The organism is uncultured Phascolarctobacterium sp. (assembly GCF_902463975.1).
In the GTDB taxonomy this organism is placed as follows: Bacteria; Bacillota; Negativicutes; order Acidaminococcales; family Acidaminococcaceae; genus Phascolarctobacterium_A.
In genome coordinates, this window is record NZ_CABQHJ010000018.1 from 1 (window position 1) to 20,682 (window position 20,682).

A 20,682-nucleotide genomic window follows, 5' to 3' on the forward strand; every position below is an offset into this window, starting at 1 on the left:
TAAATAATAAAAGCAGAAGCTTATCGGTTTAATCACTCATATGAGAAAAAAATATTTTAATTAATTGACGTTAAGCCAAGATGGCTTTATAATTAAAGTATAAGGTTAAGTATACCCTTATGCTTAACTATATGTTTTGTTCCATTAAATTAATAGAATATATCTTACTGCGAGCAGGTGGTCATAACCTTTAGTTAATTGCTGTTTCGCAGAGGATGCTCTAAGATTAATTCAGAAAATTATTGCTTTTTTATGCATATCGGCTAGGCATTAATAAGGAGGGAAACTAAGATGAAGGTCAATCGTAAATTCTTGCGTAGCGCGGAAAGGCTTAGCTTGAGCGCTATTGCGAAAGATTCCGCTGCACAGAAAATTGTCAGCGCTGTTACGGCCATTGGCTTTGTAATGCAGCCTGTAGCTGCACTGGCGAGCACTATCACTAGAACCGATGGTGGTCCAAATGTCAGCTTTAGTAATGGTGTTGCTGACGTATTTGCCGGCAAAGTTGTCGGTGACGTTGCAATTAACCAGTTTAAAGAATTCAAGCTGGACGCTAATAATATTGCCAATATGTATTTTGGCAAGGATAAAGCAAATGACAGCGCTGCTAATCTGGTCAACTTTGTTGATTCACGCATTGATATCAACGGCACCGTCAATGCGATTCAGAACAAAAAGATTGGCGGTAACCTTTTCTTCTTCAGCTCCGACGGTATGGCAGTTGGCAAAAGCGGTGTAATTAATGCCGGTGCGCTTTATGTTGCTACGCCGACGAGTACTAAATTTGATGAATATAAGAAACTTGATACCGAGGATCAGTTTAATACCATAATCAAGGATGAAGGCTTTGCCAAGATTCCCATCAACGCCAGCGGCACCATCAGCGTATTAGGCAAGGTTAATGCAGTAAATGCTGTTAACATGCGCGCTGCCAAGATTGGCGTGGGCAAAAATGTAAGTGGTGAGACTTTCGATGGCGTAGCTGCAGACGCAACGGTAACGGAACCGGGTGCGTCTATTCGTACTGGTGTTGTTGATTTTAAGAATATTGTCAACATTGGTAAAGTTAAATCTGGTTTGTCTGATACTGCACTTACTGCGGAAAAAACAGCCAGCGGTGATATCATTCTTGCAGCCTATAACAATTATAATGATAACTATAGTGTTAAGGATGACTTCAAAAACATTGCTGGGGAAAGCGTTAATGCAGAGGTTACCATTGCCCAAGACGCTGAGGTGAAGGCTGCAGGCAATGCTAAGCTGAGCGCTCAGGCGTTGAACAATGTTTTAGTTGAAAAATCCGACCAATATAAAGCAGATTATACTCCCTCTACCGCAACAAATTCCCATCTTTATGGGCAGATTGTTACTACTAATGCCACAGTCAATGTTGATGGCAAGGTTGAAGCACAGCAGGTTGATATTACTGCCGATGCAAAGAACCGTTATATTAGCGCGGAAAGCAGTGTGCTGAACGCCAGCAACATTACTTCTAATATCGTGGGCGCACTCACAGCAAATCTTGATGCTTCCTATGCAGTTTTGAACAGCAAGGCTGAGGTCAATGTAGGTCAGGACGCTGTTATCAACGCCACCGGCAGTGATACTGTTGGCAGCGAGGGCAAGGTTGTAAAGCCAGCGCTGAATATCCAGGCGAACAGCAGCGTGGAAGCTGGCGCAGGTGCCAGCACTGCTTTACTGAAGGTTATGAACGTGGCAGGCACCAATATCATCCCGGCGGCTGCCGTAACCTACAGCCAAACACATAATGAGGCAGCAGTAAATATTGACGGCACCCTTACATCCAATGATGGCACGTCCGTTACTGCCTTGGCCGACAGCAAGGTGAACAGCGAAGCCAAAGACACCACCATAGATATTTCTGATAACCCTAACACGCTCAATGTTGCGTTGAATATTACTACAGGTGACAATAAGAGCAGTGTTACTATCGGCAAGACTGCGAAGATGACTGATTTGCAAAAGGACGTCAACATTCAAGCGAAATCTGTAAACAGTGTGATTACCAAGGCAGAGGTAAGCACAGGTGAAAAGGCTGTTGTTGCTACCGCCATCAACGTAACCGATTATGATAGCAAGGCAAATGTCAACATCAACGGCAACGTAAGCAGCAAGGATGGAAGCCTGTCTGTTAATGCAGAAAATGTTTTGACGGATAATACTGTTATTGCCAATAACGCTATGGGTTCTTCGGCATTTATGAAGAAGCTTGTTACCAATATCAAAGGCAGCCAGACGGTAGATACAATTACCGGTGAAGGTGGAGTCTTGAACGGTATTACAAACTGGCTGGCTAACGCCAAGTATACGCCGCAAAAGCTGAAGGATAAGCTTAATGCGCCTTCTACGCCGGATCAGCCTAAACCGTGGGATAAGCTGGCTGATTTCATGAGCACCGGCGTCAGTGTGGGCGTTGCGGTGGAAAGCAATACTGCTGATGTTAAAATTGGGCAAGGTGTTGCGCTCACTGCCAAAAATGATCTTGATATTACTGCCAAAAGCGTTATTCAGGATACCCAGATGCAAATTACCGGCAAGAGCAATAACTATGACAAGGATACAAGCAACAAAGCACTTGTCAATGCGTCCGTGCTCTACAGCAAGCTGGATAATACTGCAACCGTAACTGTTGCCGGCGGCGAGGGAGCACAGAATCCTGCCGATGCTACCAACGTTACGCTTACCGGTGGCAAGGTAAATATTGCGGCCAACAGCAGCTTTGAATATAATCGTATCAACCGCATGGTGCAGGAGGTTAAGGATGCCTGTGCCAAGGTTAAGGCTGCCTATACAGGCGCTAACCATGATGAGATTAAGGCTAAAGCAGATGCTCTTGAAAAAGCAGCTGATGCTTTCTTTACATATGCCAAGGATAACTGCTTCTCTTCCAACGGAGAAGAGAAGGTAGATTTCATGGACCTGTTTGGCGGACAAAAGTATAAAGAGTTCACTGCTGCCTGCAGCGCTTTGACCAGTGCACTGGGCAGTGAAGCGACGGATATCGCTGTAGGCCCGATTAACGTAGTGAGCGCAGCTGCAGCCTTTGCTAATCCCAACAGCTATCTTAATTTCTCGGCAGGTAGTGCTAACGGCGGCAAGAGCGGCCCTGGAGAAAATGAAAAGCCTGCTACAATTGCACTGGCAGGCAGTGCAGTAGCTACCGACCTGGGCAACAATGCGCGCGTACTAATCGGCAAGAATGCCAACATTACTGCAACTAATAACGAGCTGACAATGAAGGCTAAGTCGAAGCAGTTTGATGTATCGCTGGCAGGTAAGCTCGGCCTTAATGGCGGTGGCGAAAGTGCAGTTGGCGGAACCTTTGCCATTGGCCTTGCGGATGCCAACAGCCTTGTTGCGGTTGCACAGGGAGCGAAGCTGACTGCAGGCTCTATAGATATAGGCACAGAAAATAAAATTGACCATATTCAGCTGTCGCTTGCTGCAGGTAAAGGCGCGGATAAGGGCGTCAGCGGCATGGTGGGATACCTTGAGGGTGCGAGCAACAGCCTTGTTTCCGTAGATGACGAAGCTGTTATTAACGCAGGCACAGGCGCAGTCAACCTCAATGCTAAAAATGATACTAATGTTTATAGCGCAGCCGGTGCTGTTGCTATGGGCGAAACTGCAGGTATTGGCGTTGCGGCAACGATTACCAATTTTGACCGCTATACCTATGCAGCGATTGGTGATAATGGCTATGCAGCTCCTCCGCAGGCAACGACTGAGCAGGGAGAAAGCGGCAGCGATAGCGTTGATACAAGTGCTACCCTTGGCGAGGACGCGAACGCGGACCGCAGCAAGGAAGCGCAAAAGCTGGCGAATACTGCTGCCGAAAAACGTGCAACTCTGCAGCAGCTGGTACAGAATGCCTCCGGTCTGCGTCAAGATACGGATAATACCGAGCAGGCAGACTTCTTCGGCTCCAAGACGGCAACTGGCACTAAAAAAGGCTCTATCAGTGCAGGCTCGTTTAAGGTTAATGCTGAAACCGGCGGCAAAATTATCAACGTAGCTGTTGCCGGCGGTGCATCTACTGGCGATGACAGTGGTGAAGCTGGTATTTTTGACAAGCTGGGCACTTTTGTAGGCAACAAGACTAATGCACTCAGTAATAAACTTTTGGCACTTGACCATAAGGTAGCAGGCAAAATTAACGGCCTGATGGACCGTCAGACCGAAGCGCAAAAGGTACTGCCTACTGACCAGAAGCCTACCGCTACTCCGGCCGGACAGCAGTCCTCTGTAACTATTGCCGGTGCAGGCAGCGCAGCAATTAATCTGCTGGATGGCGATACCGGTGCGCTTGTGGACAATGTTAAAATCAACATTGCCAAGGATACTACTGAGAATAAGAATATCACTGTAACTGCCAAAGACACTGCTATGATGGTGGCTGCCGGTGGTGCTGCAGGCATCTCCTGGAAGAATTTGACTAAGGACAATAACGCGAACAGCAATAATGCGGCCTTTGGCGGTACAGTTGCTGTAAATGATATTGATTCGCAGACCTTGGCGGTAATTAGCAACAGTGAAATTGAAAACGCTGCTGCGATTATTAACAATGCGCAAAAATCCGGCTCGCTGGCAGCTGCAGGCCTGGGCCTGGCGCTGGCGAAGAATTCTGCCGGTGGCAACGGCGGTACGAATATTGCTGCTACCGTCAATGCGTCGGTAAATATTGCGGATAATACTGCTTATGCACTGCTGCAGAATAATAAGGTGAACACCGATACTGTTAGCGGTGAAGACAAGCGTGCAACCTCTATTACCAATGCAGCTTTTGATAACGATATTCAGATAACCGGCGGCGTGAACACCAGCATTTCTGTTGGTGGCAATAACGCTTTTGTCGGCGGTGCGACTGTGGCCTACGGTTCGCTGAAGAATGATGTGCAGGCGGCAATTCTTGGTGGCACCTATGACAAGATTACTACTGCTGATGTCAAAGCGACTACCAACATGACGCAGGTTGGCGTAGCTGCCAACGTGAGTGTAGCAGGCGGTGCTCAGACCTCCTATTCTTTCTCCGGCAATTCCGCGTACAATAAATTGGATAACTATGCCAACGCAACGGTTGAGGGCGTGACACTAACCGGCGAAAGCCTGAATGTTGCAGCCTATGATACAGCGGAATCTGCCAACGAACAGGCTGCATATCTCAAGAAACGCGGCCTTGATGCTGACGGCTCTGCATACTTGGAGCAGGTGAAGCAGGCAGCAGATGAAAGCGGCGACAAGGATCAGCCTACTAATGTTAATACTACCCGTCGTGGCAATGTGATTGTTACAGGCGCGGTCAGCGTAGGCGTTACCACCGGTAACGACGGCGGCAGCGCAGCTGCATCTGTAACTGTCAGCGATATTGACAACGATTATAATGCTAAGATTAAGGATAGCAATATTACGACTACCGGCAAAGGCAGCGGTGACAAATTGGTCGGCACGAACGTTAATGCGGCAAGCCATACTGTACTGGCAGGCTTTGCGGCCGGTGTTGCCGGAACTGCAGGCAGCTTCGGTGTAGGCGGCAGTGCTAACTGGCAGTCGCTGAACAACGATATTACGGCAGCTGTTGAAAACAGTAAGCTTATTACGCCCAAAACTGATGTAAAGGCTGAAAGCGGCGCTTTGGCAGTAAATGTTGCAGGACAGATTGGCGTTACTGCCGGTTCCAAATCTAAGCTGGGCGCAGGATTGGCAGTTGCCTACAATTCCTTGAACAATAATACCGGCGCGTATGTCAAGGGCAGCGAAATCAGCGGCGCGAATAGTGCAAGCAGCGCTCTTACTGTAGATGCAGCCAACAAGGGCAATGTTTACAGCGTCGGTGCAGCAGTTACCGCAGGTACGGCCAACGCTTTGAACGGCGTGGTTGTTGTTAACCGCGGTCGTAATGATGTAGAAGCTGTTATTGACAAATATGACGGCGAAAATGCGAAAACTGATGGTGGACGTACGAAGCTCAATAATATGAGTAAGGTGGCAGTGAAGTCCTCGGATGACAGCAACCAGCTGGCAGTAGTGGGTGCGGTAAGCGTCAGCGCAGGCAGCAATGCCAAATTTGCGGCTGGCGGCAGCGTAGCCTACAACGAAATCGGCAATATCACCGGCAGCGCTGGCGAGAAAAAGCAAATCAACAAGGCTGCTATCAATAATGCTGATATTACCACTACTGACGATGGCAAGATTAGCGTCAATGCCATTGACAGGGCAACGCTGACGACTATTTCCGTAGGTACCTCCATTACTACAGGTAATGTGGCCTTCAGTGGCGCAGGCTCTGCTGCTATGATCAAGAAGGAGACCGATACAGAGCTTGTTAATACCAATATCAATAAGGATAAGAATAATGCAGCGACTGTACAGGCTGCTGCTGACAGCAAGGGCAAGATTACAACCGTTGCCGTTGTTGCTGCAGGTGCCAAGGACGCAGCTATCGGCGCAGGCATTGCAGTTAATCAGCTTGATGCTGATACCAATACTACTGTTACCAAGGGCGAATACAAGGTTAAGGGCTTCACAGCCGAAGCTGAATCTGACAGCAGCATTCTTTCTGTCGGCGTAGCTGGCGGTGTTGCCAAAACTGCAGGTATTGCCGGTAACATCGGCGTTAACCTGCTGGCGAACGATACCAGGGCTGCGATTGACGGTGCGAAGATTAATGCAGACGGCACGCTGGCCGTAATTGCCAAGAGCAAGGATACCCTGCAGAATTTTGCAGGTGCCTTTGGTGTGGCGGCAGGCGGTCAGGCCGGCGTTGGCATGGGCGTAGCCTACAATGAAATCAGCGGTACTACTGAAAGCGTAGTTAATAATGCAGAGCTGACGGCAGCAGGCAATGATGCAGGCGTGGCTGTCAACGAACGCAATAAGGATAATGATAATGTAGTCAGCGATAAAAAGCGCACCGGCGTTATCATCGCGGCTGATGCGGAGCACAACCTGACGAATGTAGCAGTCAGCGCTGGTGTGGCAGTAAGTGCTGACGTTGGCGTGGGTGTCGCAGGTACGGTTACTGTTAATCGCATTTTGGGCGCAACAAATGCCACGGCAACGGATAGCAGCATTAATGCAGCATTGACCGACCGCAGCAAGGCAGACGTTTATGTAGCAGCAAACGATGCTACCAAGAGCGAAAGCCATGTAGGCTCGCTGGGTGTAGGCGGTGGCGCTGACGGTGGTGCAGGCTTCGGTCTGGCATCTGATACAGGTGTTGTCAGCAGAAATGTTACGGCGATGATTGACGGTGGCAACGCGAAGAAGTCCGTTAACGGAAAAAACGTTAATGTCGCTGCTTTGAATAAGGCGAAAATGTCCACCAACTCCTATGGTATTGCTGCAGCCGGCGGCGCTTATGGCGCCGGAGCCGGCGCAGGCACCGTTTCGGTTGCTAAGCTGAACGCAGAAACTACTGCTGCAGTAAAGAATATCCAGGGTACGAATAATGGTTTGGCAATTACTGCTGACCACGTTAACGATATTACGTTGCGCAGCGCTGCTGCCGCAGCTTCCGGCGCGCTTGTGAGCGCTGCCGGTGGCGCAGGCATTGGCGTAGTGGACGATGACAGCAAGACTGTTGCTGAGCTGAGCGGCAGCAATGTAACGGCTGAAACAGGTGATATTACTGTCAACGCTGCCAACAAGACTGACGTGACAACGGCAGTATTTGGCGTAGCTGCCAGCATGGTTGCAGGTGGTCTGAACGTAGCTGTAAATAATCTGGATAACACTGTTTCCACGCTGGTGAAGGATAACAGCAACCTGCAAGCACAGGGCACCTTCGCAGCGAAGGCAGATAACAGTGTAAAAACAAGCTTTGTTAACGGTGCAGATGCTGTTGGCGCTGCAGGTGTTGCCATTGGCGTAGGCGTGAACACGATTGACACAGGCGTGATCACCGAAATTAGCGGCAGCAAGATTACTGCCGGTGCTATCGATGTGGCCGCAACCGAAAAGCTGGACGTTAAGCAGGTAGTAGAAAACGCTGCTCTCGGCGGCCATGGCTACAGTGCAAACGTCAGCGTAACCACGATTGGCGCAGCAGCTGCAGACCAGTATGGCGATACTGAAACTACGAATAGTGATAAAAAGGCAACCTTTAATACAAACGATATTCTCAATAAAGCAAATGCTGCAATTGCAGGGCAGGGAACTGTCGGCACTGTTACTAATAAAGACGGCAAGAGCAGTTCTAACGCTGCAGGCATGACCTTTGATAAATATACCGGCAGCAATGGACAAAAACTGAATGCTGCACCTGGCACTACTGCCAGCAAGGGCAGCGGCACGGCTGAAGGCGTGCAGGCGAAGGTAAGCACTTCTACGCTGCAGGCAACAGGCGATACGAAGGTCAATGCTAAGCGTACTGTTGATGCCAAGCTGACATCGGCGCAGGTGGCAGCAGGTATCGCAGGCAACGGCATTGCCGCTTCTGTGGCAGTGCTGGATGTAGAACGCAAGACCGGCGTAACCATCAACAATAACAGCAAGCTTAGCGGCAAGAATGTAACGCTTGGCAGTGCGCAGGACGGCACATCCAATATTGATGCTTATCAGGTAGCAGCAGGCGCTGCTTTCGCAGGAAGTGCTGCCTACGCGCAGAACAGTCTGCATGGCGCTAATGCTATTACTATCGATAGCAGTACGCTTCAGGCTACAGGCGATAACAGCTCCAAAGGTACACTGACAGTTAAGGCAGAGGATACCAGCAGTGCAGCAGTACGCACTATCGGTGCAACTGCAGGCGCTATGGCTGGCGGTGTGCTGGTAACTAATGCTACGAATAATAGCGATAATACTGTAACTATCGGCGGCAGCAAGCTTATTGCCGGTAAAGATGTATATGAAAAAACCTACGTGCCTTCTAAAGACGGTAAACCAGGTTATTACAAGACGGATTACGATAAGGTGATTGGCTACAACAATATTGGCAAGGTTGACGTTGCTTCTGTCAAAGCCAACAGCATTACTGCAGAAACCTACGGTGGCATGGTTGGCATTGCTGCAGCGCAGGGCATTGTTGCACTCGCTACGGATGCAGGCAGCAGCAAGGTTAATGTAACCGGTGCTTCCGGCTTCTTGGGCAACAGCGTAAGCATGAACGCAACCAATAAGCCTGCAGTACGCGCAGAGGCACAGGCTTATTCTGGCGGCCTGCTGGCGGTAGCAGGCGTGGCAGTATCCAAGGCTAAGGCCAGCGGTACGGTAGAAGCAACGGTTGCGGACGGCAGCAGCTTTGCAGCCGATAACGTAGAGATTACGGCAAACGTAACCACCCAGACTGCCAAGGACAAGAACAATAACGAATATGCTGTAGATAATGTAAGCGCCAAAACAATCGGCGCTACTGCCTCCGGACAATACGCTGCAGGCTTCAACACTGCTTATGCAGAAAATACTATGACTGTCAGCGTTGATGTGGGCAAGGAGCAGTATAATGTCAATGCTCTGAAGCTTAAGGCTGATAATGCTTCGGTTATTGCGGCAGATACCCTGGGCGTAACAGTGGGCGGTTATATTGCCAGCGGCAGCAACTGGTCTGATACCAAGACGAACCTGACGACCAGCGTGAAGGCTGCAGGTGTTAAGGGGAATGATAACAGCCTGGGCGCTGTAAACATCAGCAGCTCCGGCTACAGTGCAGTAAACAATGATGCCAATGGCTATGGCGGCGGTATCGTAGGCTTCAACCCTGTTGCCGCAAGGTCGCAGAATCAGATTACTACCACTACTACTGCTGACGTGAGCGGCAAGTGGCAGAATGTCGGCTCCCTGAGCGTTGCTGCCAACAATGCGGATAAGCTGGATATTCTGGCGGACTCCCTGACGGCGGCCGTTGTCGGTGCCAGCGGCACAGAAATTAAAAACAATGTTACGCATAATGCCAACATCAACGTAACAGGCGATATTACAACCAGCGGCAAGCAGTCCTACATTGCCAACAACACGCTGAACCATGACGTTGACCTGAAGGGCAGCGGTTATGGCGGTGGCAGTATCAACGTCAATGATATGGACAACGTGCTGAAATATACTGCAGGCGTGAATATCGACAATGCAAACTTGAGCGGTACCGGCAGCGCAGGCTCTATTGAGGCGCTTGCTTATACCGACGGCAAGATGAATTACAGTAATACGCTTAAATCTGCTGGCGTTGTTCCTGTTACTATCGCAGCAAGCAAGAATGTTATCACCTATAACAACAGCATCAATGTTACTGGCAGTAATCTGTCGACGGCGAAGGCTGATCAGGATATCACCCTCGCAGCAACGGATGAAACAACGGCAACCTTTGATACTACTGCTGATACCCAGGGCGGTGCTGTGGGTGCAGCTTCTGCCAAAACAGATAACACTCTGAACCGCAGCAACAAGATTACCGTTACTAATGGTAAGATTCTCAGCACCAATGACGTAAATATTTACGCAGGTGCAAACCTGGACGGCATCACCTCCTCGTTGACCTATAACGTGCTGGCGGATGCATATAACAAGACGGCAGTTCCTCTGGCTACTGCTCCGAAAGCCAAGAACACGATGACGCAGGAAAATCAGGTAAGCATCAACGGCGATATCGACAGTGTACGCCACGTCAACTTTAAGGCTGGCAAGGGCATGACCACTGTATCGACTTCTGCCCGCGAATATAACATCTATAAGGGTACCAGCGGCAGCGGTTCCGTTACCTCCACCGCTTTGGGCGAGGTAACTCCGGGCGAAACGGTTGCCAACTATGTGGATATTGCCAGCGGTAAAAAGGTACGCGCAGGCATCCATAATAATCTGGAGCTTACCATCAGCGGCAGCACTAAGGTTATACAGCCGCAATATAAGGATGGTAAGGTTGTTAAAGAAGGCAGCATAGACTTCAGCGGCATCAAGGTTACCACCGGTGCAGGTCAGGATTGGTTCAATAAAGAGCAGAATGTTGCTGCAGGTGTGGTTGAGCTGCAAAATGGTCTTTATGCCCGTCTGCAGGAAATTAATGATCTTCTGGGCCAATATGCTTCCACTTCTGACGAATACAGCATTTTGAACAATGAAAGAAACCGCATCATCACCCAGATGGAAGAAAATGGCTTTGTCAAGACCAGCGTAGAGGGTGGCAAAACCTACAAGAGCATTTTCGATAAAATTTCTTTGCCGGCAGTTGATGTCAAGGATATCGTTGTTTCCGGCGGCAACATCAACATCGAGGCTGACAAGCTGCAGGGCAGCGGCAGCCTGACGGCGCAGGGTGCTAAGAACCTGACGATTAATAACAGCAGTGACCTGTACCTGAAGATTAATGACCTGGCTATCAAGGATAAGGGCGGCGTAATCCGCTACAACGATGCTGAGGTGAGCAAGGTTGACGGCTTCACGGGTACAATGAATACTGCTGCAGGTACTGACGCTGATCCGAAGATTACTGTCAAGAGTACTGGCACATCTACCAACGGTTTGACTAAGGCTGATATCGGTATCTTTGGTACTGTGCAGAACAGCACCGGTGACGTTTTAATCCAAAACAGCAATTACAATATCAACGTAGACGGCAATGCCAATATCAGCGCGCGCAACATTGAGCTGAAGGCTGACAAGGGTTCGGTAACGCAGAACAGCAAGGGCCTGCTGCTTATCGGCGGCGACCCGGTAACCAAGTACCAGTTCAGCGATGCTATTGCTAAAAAGATTCAAAGCTATGTTTCCAATCAGGCTGTTAATGGCAAGACTAAGATTGACTGGCTGAGCAATATCGGCAGCTATCAGGCGTATAAGGACGCTCTGATTGCGCATAAGGACGAGCTTAGACTTACTGATGCAGAGGTTAATGAGATCAGGAATTACAGCGTCAATAAATCCAGCGGTATCGTTGCAGGCAACAACGTTTATATCAGCGGCCTGAATGTTAACCTGGACGGCCTGGTACAGAGTGGCTACAAGGAATTCAAGGTTACACTTGATAATGCAGCCAACAACAAAATCAGCAATCTGGATAGGGACTATGCTCGTAACCAGACTGCACTTACCGATCAATATGTTATGTCCAACGATAAGTATTGCGTAAGCACCAATGCTGGCGCAGTTTATAACTCAAAAACCGGCGCTTATGACTATACTGTGAAGGTTTACTACAACCCTGCAACTAAGGAGCTGCTGACGGAAGCAATTGAGCCTAACGGCGGTAAGATTTATATTACCGGTGCTCTGTCGAGCACTGGCAGCGGCAAGCTGCTGGCGATGGACGGTACTGCCAACATTGCGATTGATACCCAAAAGGCAGATCGCAATTTGCGGGTGAACAAAATCACCAATAAGGATATTACCGGCCTCATCAGCATTAAGGATACGCAGAAGAATACCTTGACTGAGTACACCACTGATGGGCAGAAGATGTCCGTTAAAACAACCAAGCTTAAAAATGGTAACGTGGCTTCTAGCAGCACAACACAGGTTAATGGCGCTACTACCACTTATAAACCGGCTGACGGCATGACGATTAACTGGACAGGTGGCACCTCCGGTGATAAGAAGATTATCAAGTGGCAGTATGAGAAGGACTTCGTTTTCTGGGGCCTGATCAAATATGGCACTACTAAGGACTTTGTCGAGAACGAGGAAGTTAAGAACGGTAAGACAGAGGTTTCTTCCTCCAGTATTACTGGCGCCGATCCGTTGGGACAGGGTACTGTTATTAAGGTAAACAATAACGCCAAGGAATATGGTGTAACGACTAAGGATTATCATGATCCTAATCAAATTTCTTATACTCCTGTTGTCGAGAACAAGAAATTTTCCGGTACAGCAGGTAAAATCTTCGGCTATGGCAATTGCACCTACACCTGGACTGAAACCCAGATGCATTCCACCAGCAGTACCTATACGATTAAGGGCGATAAGCCGATTAATGTTGGCTTTATGACCGGCGGCAGCGGTGACATCAGCGTTATCAGCGCCAAGGATATGTATCTTGCAGGCAATATCAGCAATGCGACTAAGGCTGACGGCAGTGCAATCGGCAAGGTTACCTTAAACAGCATTGGTGGCGCTATCAGCTCTGTTGGCAGTGCACGCGTTGACGCGGACGACCTGACTGCCAAAGCTGCCAAAGGCATCAGCATTAATCACAGTGCGTTGGGCAACATGGCGAAGCTGAATATTGAAGCAACGACTGGTGACGTAAGCATTAATTCCGACCGCGGCAAGCTGCAATTTGTCGGCGGCAATAAGGGCGCGTTGAGCGGCAACCTGGTAATTAACGCAGCAGGAGACATTACTACGGCTGATGGCACTGTTTTGAACGGCAACCGCATTGATTTCACCAGCCTTGGAGCGATCAACGCAGCGATTGCTCCCGGTCAGACGCTGACCAGCAGTGATACCATGTCTGCAAGCGTAAATGCCAACGCTTATGGCGATATTACGCTGACCAACAGCAACGGCGATATGCGTATCGGTCATATTGCCAGCCAGAATGGTAATGTAAGCCTTACAACCAGCGGCAGCTTTATCGACGCAGTAGGCGACAGCACCTTGTCCGACAGCGAAAGCAAGCTGCAAAAATGGCAGGAGCTGGGACTGATTAACAGTAATGATAAGGATGAAGAAAGCGCAGCATCTGCAGCGGTAGCCAAGAGCGAACGCGTACAGGCACTGGAAAAACAGGCACAACGTTTGGATGCAGCTAAGGTTGACAATTATAAAGCAGCAGCTAAAGATTATAATGATAAGTTTGCCGGCAGCAAAACTCTCCAGCAAGCGAAGAAGGCTTACATTGATGCTAGTGCGGAAGCAGCGAAGCTTACAGATAAGGATGCACAGAAACAAGCACTTACTAATGCTCGCGATGCTTATATGCAGGCCTTAAGAAAAGACAGTGTATTTGCTGACAAAGGCTATAGCGATGCTGAGCTGCAGTGGATTATCAACTACGCAGAGGTTGATAACAGCACTGCCTACGGCTGGAGCAAAAATGAGCTGCTGTATGCTATTCAGGACAGCGTGCTGAATGCAGCCCCCGGCCAGGTACTTACAGTAGATAAGGCCAACGTTCAGGGCAAGAACATCAGCCTGAGCGCAGGCAAGAACATCGGTATCGACGGCGAAGCAACTAACATTGCCTACAGCGAGATGGGCAAGCTGGATAATCTTAAGCTTTTGGCACAGGCTAAGGCCGGTGACCTTACCTGGAATGATGCCGACAACAGAATTGAAGTTCGTCAGCAGCGTCAGATTACGGTACAGCTGGCAGATGGCGGCAAGCTGAATCTTAAGGCCAACACCAGCGGTGCTGACAATACCGGTAATGTTTATCTGGCTGGCGTTAAGAATACGACGCTGGATATTTCCGGTACGATTAACACGACGCAGGATGTTAAGCTGCTCAGTGATAAGGGCGTTAGCATGAACAACGGCAGCATTGTTGCCAAAAACCTTATTATCCAGGGCGGCAATGGTGATGTAGGCAGCAAGGATGCCTTCATCAAGACTAATATCAGCGGTAATCTGGAAGCTAATACCGATACCGGCTACGGTGTATATCTGCATCAGACGGCTGTAGGCAACAAACCGGCGCAGGTGCTGACGATTCAGGATGCTGCAACAGGTACGCTGGTGCTCAAGGCAGATAACGGTATGCAGATGACTACGGAAGCAGGCAAGAATATCGGTTATCTGAACGCCAACAGCATTAACCTGCAGGCAGCCAACGGCGATATTGGTAAAGCTGATGACGGTATCCGCATTCTGGAAAACGGCGCTGTGATTAACGCTAAGGCAGAAAACGGTTCTGTTTACCTGCAGGGCGCAGGCACGAAGGATGCAGGCCTGGTAGTTGACAGTATTACTGCTAAAGGAAATGCTAAGCTCAACCTGGATGGTGATGTAAACTTCGGTAACGACACAGGTAACGGCAGCATTAGCGCAGGCGTAGATGTAACTGTTAACGGTAACAATGTTAACCTGAACGCAGGTACTGTTACTGCAGGCGGCGCAAGCAATATCACTGCAGGTAAAGATGTGAACGTAACAACCGGCAGCATTACATCTAGCGGAGCAGGCAACATCACCGCAGGCGGAGACGTTAACCTGAACGCAGGCACTGTTACCGCAGGCGGGGCAAGCAATATCACTGCAAATAATGATGTAAATGTGACAACCGGCAGCATTACTGCAGGCGGCGCAGGCAATATCACTGCAGGCAACAATGTTAACCTGAACAGCAGCACGCTGGCAGCTGGTGCTGATAGCGTAATTACCGCAATTAATGGCAATATCGCGCTTGGCAGCGGCAGCATGACAGTTAAAGGTGCTAACAATAAACTGAAGCTTGATGCTAATGGCAGCGTAATGCAGGATGAGGCGGCTAAGGGTATCACTGCAGATAATCTGACAGTTGAATCCGGCAAGACGCAGCAGCTGCTCAGCAGGAACAATAAGGTGAAGAGCCTAACGATTAAGGGTAAGAACGCAGGCAGCAGCCTGATGGTTAATGGCGTAACCAGGTTTAACGGTACGACGGATAATCTGCTGGTTACTGTTGATGATTCTCATATCAAGGGCGATGTCCTGATTGAAAACTACCAGGCAGATACCGGCAAGATTACCATTAATTCCACTATTGATACCTCTAAGTATAATGATGAGCATACCGGTAATATTACGGTTAAGGCAGATGGCGACATTACTACTGCAGGCGGCGTTAATCTGAATGCAGCTGATAAGGTAAGCATCAATTCTAAGAAGGGATCTGTTGCAACTGGCGGTAACGTAACAGCCAACAACGAAGTAGACATCGATGCAGCGAAAGATATTACTGCTAACGGCAATCTCACTTCTACTAACGCTAACGTAGATTTGCTTGCAGGCGGCAGCATTACGACGAATAGCACAGTAAATGCGCTTAACAACGTAATTGCGAACGCTAAAGGCGATATCAATACCAATGGCGACGTTACTGCACAAACTGGTAAAGCAAAGCTCAAATCCAGTGAGGGCAGTGTAACGACGAAGAACGTTAAAGCTAATAACGAAGTAGACATCGATGCAGCGAATAATATCACTGCTAATGGTAGCCTCACTTCCGACACTGCTAACGTAGATTTGAACGCAGGTGGTAGCGTAACTACGAATAGCACAGTAAATGCGCTTAACAACGTAATTGCCAACGCTAACGGCGATATCAACACCAACGGCGATGTTACTGCAGAAAACGGTAAAGCAAAGCTCAACTCCAGCGCAGGTAACGTAACAACAAAGAACGTTAAAGCTAATAACGAAGTAGACATCGATGCAGCGAATAATATCACTGCTAATGGTAGCCTCACTTCCGACACTGCTAACGTAGATTTGAACGCAGGTGGTAGCGTAACTACGAATAGCACAGTAAATGCGCTTAACAACGTAATTGCCAACGCTAACGGCGATATCAACACCAACGGCGATGTTACTGCAGAAAACGGTAAAGCAAAGCTCAACTCCAGCGCAGGTAACGTAACAACAAAGAACGTTAAAGCTAATAACGAAGTAGACATCGATGCAGCGAATAATATCACTGCCAACGGTAACCTCACTTCTACTAACGCTAACGTAGATTTGAACGCAGGCGGCAGCATTACGACCAACGGACAAGTTAAAGCTCAGAAAAATGTTGATTACAATGCTAAAGGCAGCATTACTACCGGCGATATTATCAACAGCACGGCTGGCAACATCCACCTGCAGACAGACGCGGCTAAAGGCGACATCACCTTCGGCGGCGATGTAACTGCCGATCATGGCAACATCAATATCGACGTACTGCAGAACGGTAGTGTAACAGACCATGACAACAAATTCAAAGCTCTTGGCGACAAGGGTGATATCAACAGCGGCAACTTCAAACTGCAGATCAAGGGTACCGGAGATGTTGACATCCACGAGATTTATGCTACCAACAACGCGCTTATCGACGTTGCCAACGGCAATCTTACCTTGGCAAAAATCGACGGCAATCTGGTAGCTCTGCAGCTGAAGACCGAAGGCAAGCAGCTGAAGGTTGGCGAGCTTATCGCAGGCACCAAGATTATTGCTCAGGGCAGCGACATTGACCTGAACAAGATTCAGCAGCGTCTGGATGCTGACGGCCTTCTGACCATCGTTCCGGACGGCGCACAGCCTGATAAGCCTATTGACAACCTGAAGATTGGTGAGATAATTACTAATAAGGGTGTCCGCTTCGAGCATCTGTGGCTGAATAACGGCTCTATCAAAGTTAGCGAGGGCATGTTCCATATCGATAAGCTGGTAGTCAACAATGTTGCGCATTTCAGCAATAAGCATATGAAGACTGCTGTATGGGGCGCACCGCCGCAGCGTGACGGCAGCGACAGCGTTTACTGGAACAACATTGCAGTGAACAACCCGGCAGATAATCTGACTGAATGGCAGCAGGAGGGTACTAACCCGGATAAATGGATGTACCTGCACTTCACTGCACAGCCGAACGTTCAGCACAGCAACGGCGCACTGCTTGACCTGCGCAATTATGATTATGTTTATGACCAACGCTTTACCGCTGTAGACCATATGCTGCAGCAGCTCAACGAAAACAAAGCAGAGGAATATGACATCAATCACGCACCGGATGTAGTACAATACTTCCGCTACGACCTGTATGACCTGGATGAAGACGATAACAAGAGTGAACCCGTAAAAATCACTGTAGAAGCATAGGAGGAAACGCTGATGAACAAAAAGGCAGAGGCTTTTATCAAATACTTGGATGATAAGAAGATTACCTGCTTTGCCATTGAACAGATTAGCGAGGATAAGCTGAACACAGTGGTCTTCCGTTCTCACATTGTTGTTGAAGGCCAGCGTCTGCCGACGCTGGTCATCCTGGACAGCAGTATTTATGGTATGCTTCGCGTGCAGCTGGCAGCAAATGCTGTCAACGAGAGTAACGAAGTGGCTATTCTGAGGGAAATCAACAAGGTGAACCGTCAATATAAGGTGTTCAAATATTATCTTACAGATGACGGTTCACTCTACCTGGACAGCTGCCTGCTCTGCCAAAATGGCAGGCTGGAGGGCGACATGATTTATACCGTGCTGGATGTAATCATCAAGCATCTGGAAAAGGAATATAAAAGAATAATGCAGCTCATCTGGCAGGCCAATTAGCCTGCCGGATGCAGCAAAATTTTGTATATCAAAGGGGTGTTGACGATGATTACTAATAAAACAAGCTTGCTACTGGTTACGCTTTTGCTGGGATGCAGTGCCGCTGCTTTCGCAGCGCCTACACCTTCGCAGGAAGCAGAATTCCATAAAAGCGGCCTGAACAACGCCGGTGTGGCAGCCAACAGAGCGATAGAGTATATGGAGCGCCAGCGTGTTGCCAGACAGATTGCCGAGGACAAGGCCAAGGCAAGCAGCAAGGTAGAGCAGGGGAGCCAAAAGCCTGATGCGGAGCAGCAGGCGGCAGTAACCTTTAAGCTGGAAAAGCTGGAGCTTGATGAATCCACCGTACTGGAGCAGGCAGAGCTGCAAAAGCTGACGGCTGAGTATATCGGTAAAGAGGTTGGCGTCAAGGATTTGTACGAGCTGGTGAATAAAATAAACAAGCTGTATCTTGATAATGGTTACTTTACCTGTCGTGCAATTTTGCCGGCACAGACAATTAAAAACGGTACGGTAAAAATTGAGCTTATCGAAGGCAAAACGAATGCTGTTGAGGTGCAGGGCAACAAGTATACCAAAAGCAAATACATCAGCAAGCGTATGAGCCTGAAGCAGGGCGAGGTTGCCAACATCAACAAGCTGAATGACGATTTACTGCGCTTTAACGCTGCTAATGACGTGCAGCTGCGCATTTCTCTGCAGGCCGGCAGCGAGCCTGGTACTACGGATTACGTCATCAGCGCCTATGAACCGCAAAACATTACCTGGACTGTTTACAGTGATAACGCAGGCAGTGATACGAGCGGCGAATACCGCGGCGGCCTGTTCTTTACGGACAGAAGCCTGACAGGTGTGCGTGACGCGCTGACGCTGAATACGATGCTGAGCGATGGCACCAAATCCTTCGGCCTTGGCTATAGCAGGCCCTTAGGCCATAGCGGTACCAAGCTGAACCTGCAGTACAGCGCCAACAGCGTTCACATTACGGACGGACAGCTGGAGCCGCTGAATGTACGCGGTCATGCTTATGCCATGAACGTTGGCCTGAGCCAGCCGTTGGTAGTGACGGAAAAGACTCGTACTGAGGCAACGCTTGATTACGGCCAGCAAAATTCCAAGACTGATTTCAGCGGCCAGCATTGGCTCGATGATACCATTAAAGGCGTTACGGCAGGCTATTCCGTAACTAATTACGGCGCAAGCTCTGTTATTTACCAAAAGCACAGCTTTAACGCCGGTACGCATACCAATATTGCCGATAAGGACAAGGATTTTTCCCTGTACCAGCTTAACGGCCTGTACCAGAAAATGTATCAGCATGGGCAGCTTTTGAGCCTGCGCCTAGACGCACAGCGTGGCTTCAACAATTATCTGCCTTCCGCCCGCCAGTTCTACATTGGCGGTATGTACAGCGTACGCGGCTACAAAGAAAGCCTGCTTGGCGGCGACAGTGGCTACAGTGTGGGCCTGGAATATTCCGTGCCTGTGACTAAGGACAAAAAGACTAATGCTTTCGTCTTTATGGATCATGGTCAGGTCTTTGGCGACAGTGCCTTTGACAGCCATGTACTGACAAGCTGTGGCCTGGGCGTGCGCAGCAACATCACCAAGCACATCGGTGCTGTGGTAACATTGGGCGTGCCTTTGATTAAGGAAATCAATAATACTGATGTAGATTCAACTCGCATCCATTTCATGGTAAGCGGTCAATTCTAAAAAAATCTTGTGTAATAATAGGACTAGGGAAACCCGGTCCTATTATTTTTTTCCTGTATATATGTAGGAAAAAGAAGCTTTGCCTGTAGCTGATATCCTATTATATGAAAAAAATTTCGATAACTGATGACAATTACCACAATTCAAGCTATAATAAGTATATAAACAAAAAATTATTTTATGAGGTGACATACAATGCAATTTCCGATAGTTTTAGGTGTTTCTGCACGTCACGCACATCTGTGCCGTGAGCATATGGATATTTTATTTGGTGAAGGCAGCGAGCTGCACGTTAAAAAGCCGATTGGCCAGCCTGGTCAGTTTGCTTCCGAAGAACAGATTACCATGGTAACTCCCAAGGATTCCATGAAGCTGCGTATCATCGGTCCTCTTCGTCCGGAAACTCAGATTGAGCTTTCTCTGACTGACGCACGCAAGGTAGGAATGGATGCTCCTATCCGCAACAGCGGCGACATCGCAGGCAGCGCTGGCGCTAAGCTCATCGGTCCGAAGGGCGAGCTGGAGCTGAAGGAGGGTATTATCATCGCTGCGCGCCACGTGCATCTGTACCCCGAAACCGCTGAAAAATACGGCCTGAAGGATGGCGATATCGTTGATATCCAGACAGAGGGCGAGCGTTCTGTAACACTGCATAATGTTCTGGTACGTGCGGGCGTAAAGCATGCTGACGAGGTTCATATCGACACCGACGAAGCTAATGCCTGCAACCTGGGCAGTGGCGTGATGGTGAACGTTGTCTACAATAAATAATTCCACCGTTTTTCCAACAAAAGGATG

Annotated in this window: 4 protein-coding genes; all 4 read left to right on the forward strand. The window is 48.8% G+C overall.

Translation table 11 applies throughout. The features are described from left to right. The first annotated feature begins 291 nt into the window (after positions 1 to 291). The gene (locus RDW05_RS06495) at positions 292 to 17,718 is read left to right on the forward strand and encodes a hypothetical protein (protein WP_307978286.1); all 17,427 of its coding nucleotides are present in this window, start codon (positions 292 to 294) and stop codon (positions 17,716 to 17,718) included. Between the two features lie 12 nt (positions 17,719 to 17,730). Continuing rightward, complete coding sequence (locus RDW05_RS06500; protein ID WP_304230683.1) at positions 17,731 to 18,168, forward strand: YbjN domain-containing protein; 438 nt, start codon at positions 17,731 to 17,733, stop codon at positions 18,166 to 18,168. A gap of 45 nt (positions 18,169 to 18,213) precedes the next feature. Next, a complete protein-coding gene (locus tag RDW05_RS06505; RefSeq protein ID WP_307978287.1) occupies positions 18,214 to 19,884 on the forward strand; it encodes a ShlB/FhaC/HecB family hemolysin secretion/activation protein in 1,671 nt (556 codons plus the stop codon). A gap of 195 nt (positions 19,885 to 20,079) precedes the next feature. Further along, entirely contained in the window at positions 20,080 to 20,655 is a 576-nt protein-coding gene (pduL, locus tag RDW05_RS06510) for a phosphate propanoyltransferase (RefSeq protein WP_307978288.1), read from the forward strand. The last annotated feature ends 27 nt before the right edge of the window (positions 20,656 to 20,682 follow it).

What these genes read in the sequence shown, in the direction of transcription:
- RDW05_RS06505 (WP_307978287.1), top strand. Translation starts at nt 18,214, where the DNA reads ATGATTACTAATAAAACAAGCTTGCTACTGGTTACGCTTTTGCTGGGA.
- pduL (WP_307978288.1), top strand. Translation starts at nt 20,080, where the DNA reads ATGCAATTTCCGATAGTTTTAGGTGTTTCTGCACGTCACGCACATCTG.
- RDW05_RS06495 (WP_307978286.1), top strand. Translation starts at nt 292, where the DNA reads ATGAAGGTCAATCGTAAATTCTTGCGTAGCGCGGAAAGGCTTAGCTTG.
- RDW05_RS06500 (WP_304230683.1), top strand. Translation starts at nt 17,731, where the DNA reads ATGAACAAAAAGGCAGAGGCTTTTATCAAATACTTGGATGATAAGAAG.